Annotated in this window: 13 protein-coding genes; 4 read left to right on the top strand and 9 right to left on the bottom strand. The window is 52.9% G+C overall.

Translation table 11 applies throughout. The features are described from left to right. Positions 1-41 precede the first annotated feature (41 nt). From rsmB to RUMCAL_RS04755, 9 genes are all read right to left on the bottom strand, one after another. Positions 42-1,340: a 16S rRNA (cytosine(967)-C(5))-methyltransferase RsmB gene (gene rsmB, locus RUMCAL_RS04795; RefSeq protein WP_021681458.1), complete on the bottom strand. Its 1,299-nt coding sequence runs from the start codon at positions 1,338-1,340 to the stop codon at positions 42-44. Then, a complete protein-coding gene (locus tag RUMCAL_RS04790) occupies positions 1,337-2,047 on the bottom strand; it encodes a zinc metallopeptidase (RefSeq protein ID WP_021681457.1) in 711 nt (236 codons plus the stop codon). Before RUMCAL_RS04790 ends, rsmB begins: the two co-directional genes overlap by 4 nt. A 28-nt stretch (positions 2,048-2,075) precedes the next feature. Next, on the bottom strand, positions 2,076-3,008 hold the full coding sequence (fmt, locus tag RUMCAL_RS04785; RefSeq protein WP_021681456.1) for a methionyl-tRNA formyltransferase: 933 nt from the start codon (positions 3,006-3,008) through the stop codon (positions 2,076-2,078). Then, complete coding sequence (gene def, locus RUMCAL_RS04780) at positions 3,005-3,475, bottom strand: peptide deformylase (RefSeq protein ID WP_021681455.1); 471 nt, start codon at positions 3,473-3,475, stop codon at positions 3,005-3,007. The genes fmt and def overlap by 4 nt, the downstream gene beginning before the upstream one ends. Positions 3,476-3,513: 38 nt before the next feature. After that, the gene (priA, locus tag RUMCAL_RS04775; protein ID WP_021681454.1) at positions 3,514-5,970 is read right to left on the bottom strand and encodes a replication restart helicase PriA; all 2,457 of its coding nucleotides are present in this window, start codon (positions 5,968-5,970) and stop codon (positions 3,514-3,516) included. Positions 5,971-5,974: 4 nt separating this feature from the next. Further along, a complete protein-coding gene (gene rpoZ / locus RUMCAL_RS04770) occupies positions 5,975-6,196 on the bottom strand; it encodes a DNA-directed RNA polymerase subunit omega (protein ID WP_021681453.1) in 222 nt (73 codons plus the stop codon). Next, positions 6,193-6,795 (bottom strand): guanylate kinase, encoded by a 603-nt coding sequence (gene gmk, locus RUMCAL_RS04765; protein WP_084194343.1) that lies wholly within the window; start codon positions 6,793-6,795, stop codon positions 6,193-6,195. Before gmk ends, rpoZ begins: the two co-directional genes overlap by 4 nt. A 17-nt stretch (positions 6,796-6,812) precedes the next feature. Beyond that, positions 6,813-7,739 (bottom strand): YicC/YloC family endoribonuclease, encoded by a 927-nt coding sequence (locus RUMCAL_RS04760; RefSeq protein ID WP_021681451.1) that lies wholly within the window; start codon positions 7,737-7,739, stop codon positions 6,813-6,815. Positions 7,740-7,964: 225 nt separating this feature from the next. Then, positions 7,965-10,997 (bottom strand): glycoside hydrolase family 48 protein, encoded by a 3,033-nt coding sequence (locus RUMCAL_RS04755; RefSeq protein WP_051343666.1) that lies wholly within the window; start codon positions 10,995-10,997, stop codon positions 7,965-7,967. A gap of 555 nt (positions 10,998-11,552) precedes the next feature. Between RUMCAL_RS04755 and RUMCAL_RS04750 the strand changes: the two genes are divergently transcribed. Genes RUMCAL_RS04750 through RUMCAL_RS04735 form a run of 4 tightly spaced genes read left to right on the top strand, consistent with a single transcriptional unit; the run spans position 11,553 to position 16,319 of the window. Next, entirely contained in the window at positions 11,553-12,629 is a 1,077-nt protein-coding gene (locus RUMCAL_RS04750) for an ABC transporter ATP-binding protein (RefSeq protein WP_040647059.1), read from the top strand. 6 nt (positions 12,630-12,635) lie between these two features. After that, positions 12,636-13,367, top strand: a complete 732-nt coding sequence (locus tag RUMCAL_RS04745) for an ABC transporter permease (protein WP_021681448.1) — start codon at positions 12,636-12,638, stop codon at positions 13,365-13,367. Between the two features lie 6 nt (positions 13,368-13,373). After that, entirely contained in the window at positions 13,374-14,849 is a 1,476-nt protein-coding gene (locus tag RUMCAL_RS04740; RefSeq protein WP_021681447.1) for a GldG family protein, read from the top strand. Positions 14,850-14,882: 33 nt separating this feature from the next. After that, on the top strand, positions 14,883-16,319 hold the full coding sequence (locus RUMCAL_RS04735) for a DUF4340 domain-containing protein (protein WP_021681446.1): 1,437 nt from the start codon (positions 14,883-14,885) through the stop codon (positions 16,317-16,319). Positions 16,320-16,426: the final 107 nt, after the last annotated feature.

Below are 16,426 nucleotides of genomic sequence, written 5' to 3'. Positions count from 1 at the left end.
TGGCGTGCAAAGTCGCCAGACGCTCTTTGTGCGGGATTGCCCTATCCTTTTTTCCGGAACTTCGCCACAAAAAAGCCGTCGCTGCCGAACATCTCCGGCAAAATGGTTGCCATAGGCTGTTCCAGTACGCCGCCCAGAGCCGGATACACCGGTACCGGTTCAAACTCTGGGTGTGCCTGCAAAAAGGCTTCTGCCACACCCTCGTTTTCCTCTTTGAGAATGGTGCAGGTGGAGTACTGAAGGATTCCGCCGGCTTTCACATAGCGGGCACCGTTTTCCAGAATTGCCAGCTGTAGTGCCGGCAGTTCTGCCAGTGCCTCCGGTGATTTTTCCTTGACCTCCGGCTTGTGCCGCAGCACACCGATACCGGAGCAGGGCACATCACAGAGCACACAGTCTGCACCGGCGTAAGCTTCCTGAAACCGGGTGGCATCGCCCTGTGCCGCCTGCACGTTCCGCAGCCCCAGCCGCTTCACGTTGTCCTGTATCAGCTTTACCCGATGCTCCGCCAGATCAAAGGCATGTACGCAGCCGGTCTGCTCCATGCCTGCCGCAATGGTACAGGTTTTTCCGCCCGGTGCAGCACACAAGTCCAGTACTGTTTCGCCGGACGCTGCCCCCAGTGCCAGAGCACAGATCTGGGAGGAGAGATCCTGCACATAGAACCAGCCCTTGCGGAATTCCGGCAGTTTGCGAATATCGCCGGCGTGCAGTTCATAGGCACCTGTCAGATTTGTGGGACGAATGGCATCTCCCAATGCCTGTTCCAGTTCTGCACAGGTGCATGCCGCCGGATTCTGCCGGATAAACCGCGGAGCCGGCTGGAGAGCGTCCGCCAGAAATGCCTTTGTGGTATCCATACCATAAGCGTTCACCAGCTTTTCCAGCAGCCACTGGGGAACGGCATATTCCACAGCCATTGCCGCCTTGGGATCTTTCGGGTACGGAATCTTGCAGTCGTCCCGCAGGAAACCGCGGAGCACCGCATTGACAAAGCCGGACGCACTGGCTTTCCGGCAGCTTCTGGTCAGCTTGACGCTTTCATTGACTGCTGCACGGCTGGGGATCTGGTCGCAGTAGAGAAGCTGGTAAATGCCCAGACGGAGAATGTTCCACACGGTGCTGTCCAGCTTCCGCAGGGGCTGCTTGCTGTAGTGCGAAAGCACCGCATCTAATGTAATACGCCGTTCGATCACGCCGTAGTACAGAGAGGCACAGAGCCGCTTGTCCCGTTCGTCCAGCTGGGACTGGGACAGGGCACTGTCCAGCAGCAGATTGGAATAACTCTGTTCCTGTTCGGTTCGGTTCAGCAGCTGTACTGCCAGTTTTCTTGCACTCATCTTCGATTGTTCCTCTTTGAAATTGACAGCAGACGCAGCAGCTGTAAGATGCCATTGAGCAGGGCTGCCACGTAGGTGAGGGCTGCCGCGGTCAGCACTTTTCTTGCCTTGGTCAGTTCCTCACCGGAGAGAATATACCGGCTCTCCAGCGTCTGCATGGCACGGCGGCTGGCGTTGAATTCCACCGGCAGTGTCACCAGCTGGAACACCACGATCAGGGTGAACAGCAGAATGCCGATCATTTGCAGCGGAGCACCGATATAAGAATTGCTGAATATCATGCCCAGCACAAAAATGATATACCAGAAGCGGGAACCGATCTGGGTAATGGGAATAATGGCACTGCGTACCTGCATGGGGACGTAGTTCACCTCATGCTGTACGGCATGCCCGCATTCATGGGCGGCTACGCCGATAGCTGCCACAGAGGTGGAATTGTACACACTCTCAGACAGCCGGATCACGTTGCCGCTGGGGTCATAGTGGTCAGTCAGATTGCCGGCGATCTGTTCAATGCGAATCTGATACAGACCGTTGTCGTCCAGAATCTGCCGTGCCACCTGTGCCGCCGTCAGCCCGCGGCTGTTGCGGTCATTCTGATACCGCCGGAATGTGGACTTCACATTCCACGATGCCCAAAGGCTGATGATTAGGCCGACGATCACCAGTCCATATCCCACATCAAACCAACCATCGTAAAACTGCATAGGCTTCCCTCACTTTCGTTTACACATCTTATTCTGCGTTCCCCAGTTTTTCACCTTTTTTCAGCTTCTTGCCACGGAGAAAATCTGCCGTTGCCATGCGGCGTTTGCCCTCCGGCTGAATCTCCGTGAACCGCAGCCCGTTTCCGTCACCGCATGCAACGACGAAATCTTCCGGCTCTGCAATCGTTCCGGCTTCTCCGGAAACGCCCTCTACCACACGAGAACCATACACCTTCAGGCGTTTGCCCTCCAGCATGGTAAATCCGGTGATGCCGCGAATCAGGTTATGCAGTTCTGCCGCCGGACGGGTGAAGTCCAGTGCAGACATTTCCTTTGTGATACGCGATGCATAAGAGGACTGTGCATCGTCCTGCGGAGTGCCCTGCAAGGTGCCGGCTTCCAGCTGTTCCAGCGTTTCGCTCAGGGTTTCCACGCAGAGTTCCGACAGCCGTTCATACAGTTCCTCTGCGGTTTCCTCTGCTCCAATGGCGATCTCTTTTTTTACCAGCATATCACCGGTGTCCAGTCCCTCTGCCATTTGCTGGGCAGTGACACCAGTTTTGGTTTCGCCGTTCAGAATCACCCACTGAATCGGGGCTGCTCCGCGGTATGCCGGCAGCAGAGAAGCGTGGAGGTTGATGCAGCGATACTTCGGCAGTTCCAGCACTTCTTTCGGCAAAAGCTGTCCGTATGCCAGCACCACGATCAGATCCGGTGCCAACTGCCGCAGCGTTTCCAGAGCTGCCGCTGCATCTTCCCCTTTTCGCAGGGACAGGGGCTGGTATACCGGAATGTCATATTCCAGAGCAGCCGCTTTCACCGGCGTGGGAATGGTGTGGTGTCCCCGCCCCTTGGGACGATCCGGCTGGGTCAGAACGCCCACGACTTCATGCTTGCTCTCTGCCAGAAACCGCAGCGTCGGCACTGCGATGTCCGGCGTTCCCATATAAACGATTCTCATGCTTCTTCCAAATCCTCCGGATCTACAAATTCTTCTACCACATCAATGAACAGCTGTCCGTCCAGATGAGCGTTTTCATGGCAGACGCACTGTGCTCCCAGTCCGGACAGTGTCATTTCGTACCACTCGCCCTTACGGTTCTGGGCACGGAACTTGCACTTGTTCGGGCGTGTCACATAGCCCCACTTGTTGGGCACGGAAAGGCAGCCCTCCAGCACGTACTGTTTGCCGCTGGTTTTTTTGATCTCCGGATTGATCGCTTCGATTTTCACATCACCCAGATGCATAATGAAAAAACGGCGGCAGTAGCCCACCTGCGGTGCAGCCAGACCAACACCGTTCGCCTGTTCCAATGTTTCGTGCATATCGTCCAGCAACTGGTTCAGCTTTTCCCCGAACTCGGTCACCGGACGGCACTTCATGCGTAAAATCGGATCGCCCTCTTTTACGATACGTCGAATTGCCATAGATATTCCTCCTATTGCCCCGCAACTTCAGGACAGCCTTATATGCCCACATCTCCGTTCATGTCCGCATACAGATGCACGCGGGCAAAGCTGCGGTCTGCACCGGCTTCGGTCAGCACCGCATGAATCAGATCACGATAGGGCTTGGTATTCTTACATTTGATCACCAGCTGATACCGGTATTTTCCGTTGATCCTGCCGTAAACACAGGGCACCGGTTCCAGCACCCAGATCGGATAGGAAAAGCCGGTTTTCCGGATCTGATCTTTGAGCACGTCTGCGGTGTGCATTGCCGCTGTCCGCACGTCCGGTTCCCGCATGCCGGTAAAGCCGACCACACAAATATCACAGATCGGCGGGAAGATCAGCTGCCGCCGCAGGGCGATCTCCTGTTCGTAAAACGCCGGATACGCCTGCTGTGCCGCCAACCGCAGCACATAATGCTCCGGCATGCTGGTCTGCAAAATGGCACGGCCGGCTTTTTCACCTCTGCCGCCCCGTCCCACGACCTGTGTGATCAGGGAAAAGGTTCGCTCATAGCTGCGGAAATCGCCGGCGTACAGAGCCTTGTCCACCGACAGCACACCTACCAGCGTGACATTGGGGAAATCCAGCCCCTTGCCGATCATCTGCGTTCCCAGCATGATGTCATACTTGCCCTGCCGGAATTCCTGAAACCGTTCCTCGTAGGCATAGCGGGACATGGTGGTGTCCGCGTCCATGCGGAGTATCCGTGCTTCCGGCACGATCAGCCGGAGTTCTTCTTCCAGCCGCTGGGTGCCAAAGCCCATTTTCCGCAGGTGCTTTCCACCGCAGGAGGGACAGGTTTCCACCATGTCCTGCGTATGTCCGCAGTAATGGCACATCAGGCTGTTGTTGACTTTGTGATAGGTCATGGGGATACTGCAATTTGGGCAGTACACCGGCTGATTGCAGGACGCACAGCTGATAATGGTATGATACCCGCGGCGGTTCAGCAGCAGCAGCGACTGGCTGCCCGATTCTAAGTTGTCCCACAGTGCCTGTGCCAGCGTTTCGGAGAACATGCCCTCTTTGCCGAGAGTTCTCTCCTCCTGCATATCCACCACTTCCACGTGGGGCAGCGGTGTCTGATTATACCGCTGGTGCATCTCCAGCAGGGTATAGATTCCCCGTTTGGCAAAGTAGTAGCTTTCCACCGAAGGGGTTGCCGAAGCAAGCAGCAGCGGGCAGTGATGGGTCTGGCAGCGTTTTTTTGCCACGGAGATCGCATGATACCGCGGGGCACTGTCCGACTTATAGGTACGCTCGCCCTCCTCGTCCACGACGATCAGCCCCAGATTCTGCACCGGTGCAAAAACGGCACTTCTGGTGCCGATGATGATCTTCACCGCACCGGAAGCGATGCTCCGCCACGTTTCGCTCCGCTGCCCCAAGGACAGCTCACTGTGGATCACCGCCACGATATTGCCGAACAGCTGATAGAACTGCTCCACGATCTGGGGCGTAAGAGCGATTTCCGGCACCAGCAGGATCACCTGCTTTCCACGCTGCACCACGGTGTCGATCAGCCGGATAAACACGCTGGTCTTGCCGCTGCCGGTGACACCGTGCAGTAAAAAGCAGTGCATGCCCTCGCCCAGTGCAGCGACCATGCGGTCATATACTGCCTGCTGTTCCGCGGACAGCACGATGTCTGCGGGCTGGCAGGTCTGACCGCTGGCGGCATATGTGTGCAGCGGCGGCTTCACCGTATAGGATTCCACCACGCCATTCTGCACCAGCTTTTTCGCCACCGCTGTAGTCACGCCGCTGAGATAGCACGCCTCTTTTTCCGAAACGGCACCGGTTTCCTGTAAGATCCGCACCAGCTTCTGCTGGGTTTTGGTCACAGGCGGCACTTCGTCCGGCGGAACTGCCATTCGCAGCATCTTGATGCCGGTCTGTCCGTGGGTCTTTTCCTTTACCGTTTCCTGCCGGAGCAGAAAGCCTTTCTGTACCAGCGTATCCACGATTTTTTTGCCCTGTGTATCTGCGTCCGCCAGAATCCGCCGGAATTCCTGCTTGGTCTTTGCTCCCCGCAGGAAAAACAGCAGGTGTGCTTCGGCATCTGTCAGCGGGCAGTCCGGCTGCGGCTCTGCCAGCGAAATGGTTTCCACCAGCTGCACCTGCATGCCGGCAGGCAAAATGGTTCGCACTGCATCGTAATATGTACAGAACGTCATTTCCTTGAGCCAGAACACCAGATCCAGCATTTCCGGCGACAGGATCGGCTGTTTGTCCACCACCGCAAGCACCGGCTTCAGCTGCTGTTCGGGCTGGGCAGCCTGTTCTGCACAGGACAGCACGATTCCCACACGTTTGGCATTTCCCTTGCCGAACGGCACGACTACACGGCAGCCGGCAGGGATCTCCTGCATGGCAATGTAGGAAAACAGCCGGTCAAACGTATAAGAAGCCGCACAGACTGCCACGCCTACGCACCAGATTTTCGGCAATTCCGCTTGTTTTTCCATTTACTTAGTGGTTCTGAGCCGGTTCTTCGAAGTTGTCTACGATACGATATTTTCCGGCAGCCAGTTCGCGAATGGCTGTTTTCACCGGCTTTTCCTCTAATGTTTTTCCATTTTCATACAGTTCATCGGCAATCTCGCGGGCACGTTTCGCCACGCCGATTACCAGAGAATAACTGCTTTCATTTTTTGTAATCAGCTGATTGACAGACGGTCTTAACATATTCATTTTCCAAGCACCTCTTTGATTTCTTCCAAATTTTTCTTTGTTTTATGAGATTCTGCACACAGGATTGCATTGACATCAGCAATCGCCGCAGACAAGTCATCGTTAATCACAACGTAATCGTATTTTTCCGCAAAACCGATTTCCCGTTTTGCCTGTGCCACACGCTTTTGCACCACTTCTTCTGCCTCAGTGCCACGACCGCGAAGCCGGTTTTCCAGTTCTGTCATAGACGGCGGCAGGATAAACACGAACACTGCGTCCGGACGAGCCGCACGAACTTTCATAGCACCCTCGACTTCGATTTCCAGAATGACACTTTTTCCCATTGCCAGCTGTTCTTCCACCGGCTGTTTCGGCGAACCGTAATAGTGGTCACAGTAGCCGGCATATTCCAAGAAACCGTCCTGTTCGATCAGGGCTTCAAAGGCTTCGTTGGTCATAAAGCGATAGTTGACACCGTCCACTTCGCCGGGGCGGGGATCACGCGTGGTTGCCGAAACGGAAAAATACAGGTCAGGATTTTTCAGCACCTCTTTCAGCACGGTGCCTTTTCCGCAGCCCGACGGACCGGAGATGACAAACAATGTTCCTTTTTTCATGCTGCATACTTCCTTTCTCATTCGATATTTTGAATCTGTTCCCGAATTTTTTCGATTTCAGATTTCATATCTACCACCAATTTGGTGATTTCCAAATGCTGCGATTTTGAGCCGGTGGTGTTGACTTCCCGATTCAGTTCCTGCACCAGAAAATCCATTTTTCTGCCTACCGGTTCCGTACTGGTCAGGAATACACGGAACTGTGCAATGTGGCTCCGCAGCCGCACCAGTTCTTCGTCTACCGCGATTTTTTCCGCAACCACGGCAGCTTCTGTCACCAGACGGGATTCGTCCACAGTCCGGTCGCCCAGCAATTCCGTGATTTTCCGGTACAGCTTTTCATAGTACTGCTGCACGGTTTCCGGCACCAGCTTTTCCACGGCATCGGTCATTTCCGCCAGACGATCCAGATGAAATGCCACGTCATCTGCCAGACGCTTGCCCTCGGTTTCCCGCATTGCCACGAACTGCTGCAACGCTTCTGCCATGACTGGCTGGACTTCGCTCCAGATCACATCGGGATCATCTGCCACCTGCTGCACCTGAAAGGCATCGGGAATCCGCAGCAGTGTGGAAAGCGGCAGGGCATCTGTCGCATTGCTGTTTTCGTCCGCCGCAGTGCCCAGCATGATCTGGTTCCTGCGGAAGCCGGACTCCCGAAGCAGTGCATTTTCCGCCGCAACGGCTTGCAGATATGCCGTCACCACATCGTGATTGATTTCCACCACAGTGGATTTTGCACCGATCGTCTGCATGGTGAGCGTTACCTCGACCTTGCCGCGGGAAATTTTCTGCTGCACCTGTTCTTTCAGTTTTTCTTCCAGATAGCTGAAGCTGCGGGGCAGCCGCACAGAGGTTTCCAGAAACCGGTGGTTCACGGAATGCACCTCTGCGGTGATCTCATAGCGTTCCGTCCGTGCCGTCGCACGACCGTATCCCGTCATACTTTTCAAAAATGTCACACTCCTCCGGAAACCGCCAGAGTTTCCATGCAATAATATTCCATAGTATCTTATTATAGCATTTTGGCACAGAAAAATCAAGTCATATTGTGAAACTTTTTCCGTGCCACCCAGACAGCAGACACCGACAATACAAAAAGGCACTACAGCCTTTACAGCTATAGTGCCTTTTGTAATAGATGAAAATCGTTGAGATTCGTGATTCTCTTATGCGTTCATGCTGGAGTTTTCCGGCAGACCCTTCAGAATGTGAACCAGGAACTTCAGCAGAGCCGTTGCATCGTTGCCGTCGATTTCGCCGTTCTGATCGTAGCAGTCGCCGTTCAGAGTCTGCTGTTCATTGAAGGATACAACATTTGCAGCCTTCTTGTTCAGCAGAACTGCGTCTGTAACGTCTACAGAGCCGTCCAGATTGGTGTCGCCCAGCAGCAGCTGACCCGGAGTGATAGATACAGAAGAAACAGAAGTAGATGCAGTAGTTACATCAGAATCTGTAGTTTCAGTAGTTACATCAGTGGTAGCAGTTGTGTCAGTAGTAGCAGCAGCCTTAACAGTTACCTTTACTTCAGCAGTCTTGCCGTCCTTGGAAACCTTGATTGTGGTTTCGCCTTCGGAAACACCAGTTACGTTACCATCAGCATCTACAGAAGCAATGGTAGAATCAGCAGACTCGAAAGTGCAGCCAGTCTGATTCGGCTTCAAGGTTTCGCTTTCGCCAACAGTGATCTCAATATCAGACGGTGTTACAACCAGATCTTCAGACGGAGTATCGTCACCATCAACCGGCATATCCGGATACAGTTCATGCATAGTACCCAGAGCCATCATGATGTCACCTGCATGCCAGAATCTGTGCAGAGTGAAGTAGTAATCATCGGTGTTGCCCTTTGCATCATAGCATTCCTTAGCATAATCGTACATGGTCTTGCCGTTAGCGTCCTTGCTCATGTACTCGCCAGTGGTATCCTTATAGTTGGAACGAATGTCTACGAATGCTACGCCGTCCTTAACGGTATCACCGTTCGGCATTGTACCGGTGTAACGGCTAGCGGACAGAACCTTGTTTTCACCGTTTGCACGAGTGCCGTCCGGCAGAGCCAGCTTGGTTTCCCACAGTCTCTTCAGGTTGGTGTTGTGGTCGGAAACGCCCAGACCAATATCATCACGATACTTGTTCCACTCTCTGTCGAGGAGCTGTTTGCCGAGGTACAGGGACTGCTGTGCCAGTTCTGTAGCAGAAGCAGCAGATGCAGTGGTCTTGTTCTCATAAGAAGTCTTTGCAGCAGCCATGTCGCTTGTTGCAACGCCCTTTGCTTTTGCATAGTAGATCAAAGTGTTTGCCAGAGAAGATACACAACCCAGGTCACCGTCGCCGTAGCCAACGATGGTGCAGGTCAGGTTGTTGTTATCCTGATATGTGCCCTTCCAATCGTTCGGCTGACCAGACCAGATCAGGCTGGACGGGATCGAGAAGGATTCGCCGTCATCAGTTATACCCTTAGACAGATCCGGAATTGTAAACTCTGTTTCAGTAGTATCATACGGCTCATACTTTGCAGAGAATGTCTTTTCGCCGTTTGCCTTACCCAGAATGGTGTTGTCCATGAACCAGCCTACCCAGCGATCCAGGATCTTTTCCAGAGCTTCGCTCAGCTTCAGACCAGTCTTGCCGACCTGCGGATCATTTGCATTGTCGCTCTTTACAACATAATACAGTTCAGCCAGACGCTGTACAGCCCATACCTGGTTACCGATCCAGTGGTTGGAACCCGGGTCAGCGTATACAGGGTGTTCCAGATAAGCCATATTATAGAAAGTAGCCTGACCGGACGGATACTGCTCATAACGGCCGTTCCAGGAGTTGGTGCAGCCGCCGGCGATCGGGCCGTCCTTAGACATCAGCCACAGGTACAGTTCCATCTGTCTGCTCAGAGAAGCTTCGAAGTCCTCTGTAGCACCCTGTGCTTTCATGCCTGCGTTCAGTGCAGAATCATTTACCAGTGCATATGCAGCCAGCGGGTTCTGATAGAATTCGTGGCAGTGAGATGCACCGATCTGCCATGCCCAGGAGCCGTCCATTGCACCGCCCCAGGAGGTGTACCAGTTCATCAGATAATGCTTACCATTATCACTGCCGCCCTTAGCCCACTTGTCCTGGCAGCCAATTGCCTTGTAGTACTTATCGTACATATTGTTACGGGTTTCGTCACCCATCTTACCAGCCAGTGCAGAGATGGACTGACCGCCGCCCCACTTGGAGTCAACAGTCTGATCGCCGACACCCCATCTGTTTGCATCGTAAACAGCCTGAATTGCACGGTCTTCTGCGTCCGGTGCGTTGGTGTAAGACCACTGCTGAGCCGGATTCTGTTCGGTGTTGAAGAAGCCCTTCATACCGCCGTTGCCGTTCAGACCATAGCCTACATCGTGCAGGTCGGTACAAGCGTGCGGAATGGTTTCCCAGCAGGATTCCTGTTCACCACGCTGGAAGGTGTTGATCAGTGTGAACTGTCTGCTGCCGCTTGTGGTGACACCAGTCTGCTTGCCCTGAGTACCATTCTTACCGCCGAAGCCATACCAGTCATCAACGTCAGCCAGCCAGTGCATCAGGTACAGACCCTTATCGCTGCCGTATGCGGAGCAGAAGCTCTGGTGGATCGGGTTCTGTGCGGTGTTGCCCTGTGCCATATCGGTCGGATACTGTTCAATCTGACCCCACTCGTCGCTGTAAGTAGCACTCAGCTGGCCGCCCTTCTGCATGAAGTTGCCGCCCTGCTGATCCGGGATCATAGTTGCTTCCATGGTCTTCCAAGCCTTAGCCAGATCGCCGATGGATTCGGTAGAAGCATCCTTGGTGTTCTTTACGGTTACTTCGCCCTTGCTTGCATCGTTTACGATGTTATCACGCATTGCAGCAGCCCATACCAGGTAGGACAGTGCTTCAGAAGTAGTTTCGTGACCGTAGTCCGGAGCTTCGATGCACAGTTCTTCTACCGAGTGGAACGGGATACCCAGACCACCGGAAACGGTGTTTGTGCTGGACATATAGCCGTTTTCCACACCGTTGGTTACAACGTCATCATACAGCGACATAAAGCGTGCTGCATAAGAGTCATCACCGTAAGCCTCGTCCTTAGTTCTGGAGCCGGCAGCAGATGCAGCAGTCGGCAGGATTGCCGAGCATGTCATTGCAGCAGCCAGTACAGCAGCCAGAAATGTTTTGCTTTTCTTGAATTGCATGTTTAGAAATTCCCCTCTCTGAAAGATAAATGTAGGAAATGGTGGAATGCCGCAGGCTCGCATCCTTTCTTCATGGCAGGACCCGGCGAACAGGCGACACATAATTTTGAGCGTATCCTTTGTCCATTTTCACAGAACGCACACAAGGATACCCTCTTTCATACCAAAAATTATACACCCCTTTGCAATCGATGTCAACCCTTTGCACAAATTCCTGCTGTTGAAAAACGCATTTTTGTAGCAATGTACAGATTTTCCATCGGTGTTTTGTGCAAGTTGACCTATATTTTTATGGCATCACATATCTTTTCCGTAGTTTTTTGTACTTTCGCCGGTTTTCCGTCTGTTTTTCACAGCCCTATCACACAAATATGGCATACTGCTTTTTGCGATACGCACAAGCTTTTCTGCCAGTTGCAGAAGCCCTTTTATCCATTTTTTCTATATTTCATGATATGGTTACATTCTGTATATGACAACAACATATTATTTTGCGATAATAAGAGGAAGGTGCAAACTGCCTACAAAATGGCTTTTTGCAGAAAGGAGCATGATATGGTTGAAATTCAAAACCTGACCAAATACTATGGAAATAAAGCTGCTCTCAAAGGCATCAGCTTTACCATAAAGGAAAACGAGGTACTGGGCTTTCTGGGGCCGAACGGTGCCGGCAAGTCCACTACATTAAATATTATGGCAGGTGTCATTCCCGCCACCGGCGGCAGCGTCAAGATCCAGGGCTATGACATCGCCCAGCAGCCTGTCAAAGCAAAGCGATGCATCGGCTTTCTGCCGGAGATCCCGCCGGTCTATCCGGATATGAAGGTGCGGGAATATCTGAACTTCGCTGCCGGTCTGAAAGGCATTCCGGCGGCAAAACGCAAGGGCGAAGTGGAACGTGTCATGGAACGCCTCAAGATCACTGACGTGCAGAAGCGGCTGATCCGGAACCTCTCCAAGGGCTATAAGCAGCGTGTGGGATTTGCCATGGCGATCCTCGGCGACCCGCCGGTGCTGATCCTCGACGAACCTACCGTTGGTCTGGACCCGACACAGCTGATGGAAGTCCGCAACCTGATCCTGGATCTGCGGCGGAACCACGCCATTATCCTGAGTTCCCACATTCTGGGCGAGATCAGTGCTGTCTGCGACCGCATCGTCATCATCAACCACGGCGAGATCAAGGCAGACGACACCATTGAACGGCTGGAAGAAGCTGACGATTCCGGTCTGGTGGTAAAGCTGAAAGTACAGGGCAGTTCCAGAGAAGTGCCGAAGGTCGCCAGAAGTGTGGACGGCGTTGTCCGCGTGGACAATATTCAGTTTGTCCAGACTGGTGTCTATACATACGATGTGGAACTGGAAAATGACGGTGTGCGGAACGCTCTGCTCTCTGCACTGCTCCAGCACGGTCTGGAAGTACTGGAAATTTCCACCGAAAAAAGAAATCTGGAACAGGTATTTGTCAAGCTGGTCAATCAGAAGACCAAGCACTCCAGTCTGGAGGATCTGTTGCAGGAAATGGACGACGAAGCCGCACAGGAACCCGCAGCCCAGCCGGCAGAGGACAAGTCTGCCGCAGATGCTCCGGCGGAAGATGCTGCCGGAACAGACGGCAAGAAGGAGGACTAACCACCCATGTTTTCACTATATAAAAAGGAATTACAGAGTTACTTTCTGTCGCCGATCGCGTACTTTGTCATCGCGTTCTTTATGGCGACATTCTCCCTGACGTTCATTCAGGAGATCGGTAATGTTTCTTCATCTACCTATACGTTTTCGTTCTCCTCGATCTTTTACGTCAACATCTTCTATTTCATCTTCCTGCTGCCGCTGCTGACCATGCGGACATTCTCCGAGGAACGCAAAAACGGCACGGAAACCATGCTGCTCTCCAGCCCGCTGAACGTCACGCAGATCGTCATGGCGAAGTTTCTCGCTACAGCGACCATTCTGCTGATCATGCTGGCGGCTTCCCTGTTCTATCCGATCATCACCTCCATTTATGGCCGTGTTATCTGGTCCAGCCTGATCTGCACCTATATCGGCTTCTTCCTGTTTGGTCTGGTGTGCATCGCCCTGGGCATCTTCATCTCCTCTCTGACGGAAATGCCCCTGCTGGCGATCCTGCTGAGCGAACTTGCCATGCTGATGCTGATCCTGATGGACAACCTGAGTGTCAACTCTTTCCTCTCCGGCATTCCGGTGCTCTCTGATGTATTGAGCTGGTTCTCGAACCAAACCAAATTCTATGTATTCTCCCAAGGTCTGATGCAGTTCTCCGACTTGCTGGGATATGTAACGGAAATCGCGGTATTCCTGATCTGGACTATCATTTCCATTGAAAAAAGACGCTGGAGCCGGAGGTAAGCTGCTATGAGTCAAAACAAACAAACAAACCGTTTCCACAACTGGAAAAACACCAAATTCGCCGGCATGGCAGTGACGCTTGCCATTCTGGTGCTGGTCATTGCTGTGGTTCTGAACATGATCGTTTCCCGTCTGGACTTCAGCTGGGACATCTCTCCCAACAAGCAGTACAGCCTGAGCTCCACCACGGAAAAATATCTGGATCAGCTGGACAGCGAGGGAAAAACTGTAGACTTCTACATTCTGACCACCAAGGAAAGTCTGGAAAACGATATGAGTTCCCTCACCCTCTATCGGGCACTGGAAGCTTATGATGCCCACAAGTCGATCAACCTGATCTGGGTAGATCCGGACACCGACAACGACACCATGGAGAAGATCAACTCCGACAATGCATTCACCCTGTCCACCGGTGACATGGTCTTTATCTGCGACAACGTGAAAAAACGTGTCCCCGGTTCTTCCATGTATACCGTCTATACTGATGATGACGGCAACACCACCGGCGAGGACTTCAAGGGCGAAAACCTGATTACCGGCACAATCAAGGGCGTGGCAGAAAACCGTACACCGACTGTGTATTTTCTGTCCGGTCACGGCGAAAAGTCGCTGGACAGCTACACCAAGTTCACCACCAACCTGACCAACTACAACTACGCCGCCAAGGAACTGAACCTGTCGGAAACTGACAGTGTGCCGGACGATGCGGCTCTGGTACTGGTGGCAGCACCCTCCAAGGATATTACCGATGCAGAAGCGGAAAAGCTGAATGCATATCTGGACAACGGCGGCAACATCAGCCTGCTGATGTCCCCCAACGGCGGTGCATTCGCCTATACCAATCTGGAAGCGATCATGAAGGACTACGGGTTCTACATGGACTATGACCGCGTTTCGGAAACCAACTCCAACTATCACATTTCCGGCGACAAGTACACCATTCAGTGTGAACTGAACGAACTGGACGACGACAGTGAAGCCACCGACCTGACTTCCTCTCTGCTCAATCAGGGACTGTACACCTTTATGCCGGAATCCCGCAGCTTCCGCTACAACGACGAGGGCGGCAAGTACACCATCGCTCCCCTGATCACCACCTATGACAGTGCAGAGGGCGAACCTTACGGCGGCGTCAGCGACGATCCGGAAAAACAAAGCGGACAGATGCTTCTGGCAGCAGACTCCACCAGCATCGCCAGAAACGATTCCAAAATGGTCGTTTTCGGCAACGCGGAATTCATTGATGACGAACATGTCAGCGATGATACCGTTATCGTTCCGGTATACCTGTTCCTGAGCACGATCAGCTGGATGTATGACAGCGACATCGACATGGAGATTTCCACAAAGTCCACCACGAACGACTACATTTCCCTGCAGGATGCCGGATTCGCCAAGGGGCTGATGGTAGTGCTCACCGTCATTCCGGTAGCGATCATGGCTGCCGGCATTGGCATCTGGATCAAACGCCGGAATTCGTAATCCGTTTCTGCCCCAAGGAGGCAATTGTACAATATGAAACGACAACTCATTATCGGGCTGATTCTGGTTCTGCTGATCGGTGTGTGCTTCAGTGCCTATTTCGGCGTGGACTACTACCAGACCCAAAAAGAGGAAAAGGCTGCAGAAGAAGCGGCAGCTCTCCAGCTGAGTTCCTTTGATTCCGATGCAGTAACAAAGCTGGTGATCCATACACCGGAACTGGATTACACCATTGACAAGGACGACAACAGCCAGTGGCAGGTTGCCGAGGGGGATGCGATGCACATCAATACCTATTATATTGATGCCCTCTGCACCTACGGCTGTTCTCTGACAGCGACCAAGGATCTGGGAACTGCGGACAGCGACAAGCTGAAAACCTACGGGCTGTCCGATCCGATTTCGATCACCTACTACACCAGTGATGCAGACAAGCCGGAAAAGACCCTGTACATCGGCGGTCAGAATCCCACCAAGTCCAGCTTCTATGTGATGCAGGACGATGACGACCATGTGTATCTGGCAGATGCCAACACCGCCGGTTATCTCTATGTCACCAAAACGCAGATGCGTTACCGCTATCTCATGGACGACAAGAGTTCTGACATTCTCAAGCTGACCTTACAGCGGAACGGCGAAACGGTCTATACCTTTGAGGACACTTCCGGAAACTCTGACTACAAACTGACAGAACCGCTGGAAACGCCGATTGCGGTCAACAACGCCAACCTCTCTACCCTGTTCACCCAGCTTACCGAACTGGAAGCTGATGATTTCGGGGACAGCGATGTGACCGAGGACAAGTATGCCGAGTACGGATTCGACAAGCCGGCATACATGTTCCAGTTTACACAGGCGACCGGAGAAGTCACCACCCTGCTGGTGCAGGATTTCGATCCGCTGACATCTTCTTATGTAGACTGTCTGCACAAGGAAACCAACGAGATCCTGAAACTGGACTCCAGCTATCTGGGATTCCTGCAAAAAAATGCTTCAGATTACATGGACGACACCGTCTGCTATTTCAGCATCAGTGAGGTTTCCGCACTGACCATGCAGTATCACGGTTCTTTCAATGACAAGACCATAGACATCGACGACAGCTTCACATTTGACGATGCCAGCACCACCTACAGCTGCAACGGAAAAAGCTTCAACAGCGACGACACGGAACTGACCGAGGCGTTCAAGACCTTCTACACCGCACTGTCCGAGATCTCCTACGAATCGCTGGACACTTCTGCACAGGCTCCGACAGATACCGAGCCGGCTCTCCACTTGGAGTATACCATGCTGGACGGCAGCACCCATGTGGTAGACCTTGTGAAAAAGGACGACACCACCTATTGGGTATTCATTGACGGAGAATTCACCCACGCCGTTGTGCGGCAGCGTGCCTTGAGTGGTGAAGACAAGGTGCTGGAAACCTACACTGCATTCCAGAAGCTTCTGGAATCTGCTGCGGCGTAAACGCTGCATTGAATCATTGCATATTTCTCTGCGGAGATGCTACAGTTTTGTGGCATCTCCGTTTTTTGCGGCGAGCGGCGAGTCGCCGCTGACCTTACGCCCCAATT

This window comes from Ruminococcus callidus ATCC 27760, assembly GCF_000468015.1.
In the GTDB taxonomy this organism is placed as follows: domain Bacteria; phylum Bacillota; class Clostridia; order Oscillospirales; family Ruminococcaceae; genus Ruminococcus_C; species Ruminococcus_C callidus.
Note: the sequence above shows the minus strand (reverse complement) of the source record. Positions and strands in the feature narration are given on the sequence as shown.

What these genes read in the sequence shown, in the direction of transcription:
- rsmB (WP_021681458.1), bottom strand. Translation starts at nt 1,340, where the DNA reads ATGAGTGCAAGAAAACTGGCAGTACAGCTGCTGAACCGAACCGAACAG.
- RUMCAL_RS04790 (WP_021681457.1), bottom strand. Translation starts at nt 2,047, where the DNA reads ATGCAGTTTTACGATGGTTGGTTTGATGTGGGATATGGACTGGTGATC.
- fmt (WP_021681456.1), bottom strand. Translation starts at nt 3,008, where the DNA reads ATGAGAATCGTTTATATGGGAACGCCGGACATCGCAGTGCCGACGCTG.
- def (WP_021681455.1), bottom strand. Translation starts at nt 3,475, where the DNA reads ATGGCAATTCGACGTATCGTAAAAGAGGGCGATCCGATTTTACGCATG.
- priA (WP_021681454.1), bottom strand. Translation starts at nt 5,970, where the DNA reads ATGGAAAAACAAGCGGAATTGCCGAAAATCTGGTGCGTAGGCGTGGCA.
- rpoZ (WP_021681453.1), bottom strand. Translation starts at nt 6,196, where the DNA reads ATGAATATGTTAAGACCGTCTGTCAATCAGCTGATTACAAAAAATGAA.
- gmk (WP_084194343.1), bottom strand. Translation starts at nt 6,795, where the DNA reads ATGAAAAAAGGAACATTGTTTGTCATCTCCGGTCCGTCGGGCTGCGGA.
- RUMCAL_RS04760 (WP_021681451.1), bottom strand. Translation starts at nt 7,739, where the DNA reads ATGACGGGATACGGTCGTGCGACGGCACGGACGGAACGCTATGAGATC.
- RUMCAL_RS04755 (WP_051343666.1), bottom strand. Translation starts at nt 10,997, where the DNA reads ATGCAATTCAAGAAAAGCAAAACATTTCTGGCTGCTGTACTGGCTGCT.
- RUMCAL_RS04750 (WP_040647059.1), top strand. Translation starts at nt 11,553, where the DNA reads ATGGTTGAAATTCAAAACCTGACCAAATACTATGGAAATAAAGCTGCT.
- RUMCAL_RS04745 (WP_021681448.1), top strand. Translation starts at nt 12,636, where the DNA reads ATGTTTTCACTATATAAAAAGGAATTACAGAGTTACTTTCTGTCGCCG.
- RUMCAL_RS04740 (WP_021681447.1), top strand. Translation starts at nt 13,374, where the DNA reads ATGAGTCAAAACAAACAAACAAACCGTTTCCACAACTGGAAAAACACC.
- RUMCAL_RS04735 (WP_021681446.1), top strand. Translation starts at nt 14,883, where the DNA reads ATGAAACGACAACTCATTATCGGGCTGATTCTGGTTCTGCTGATCGGT.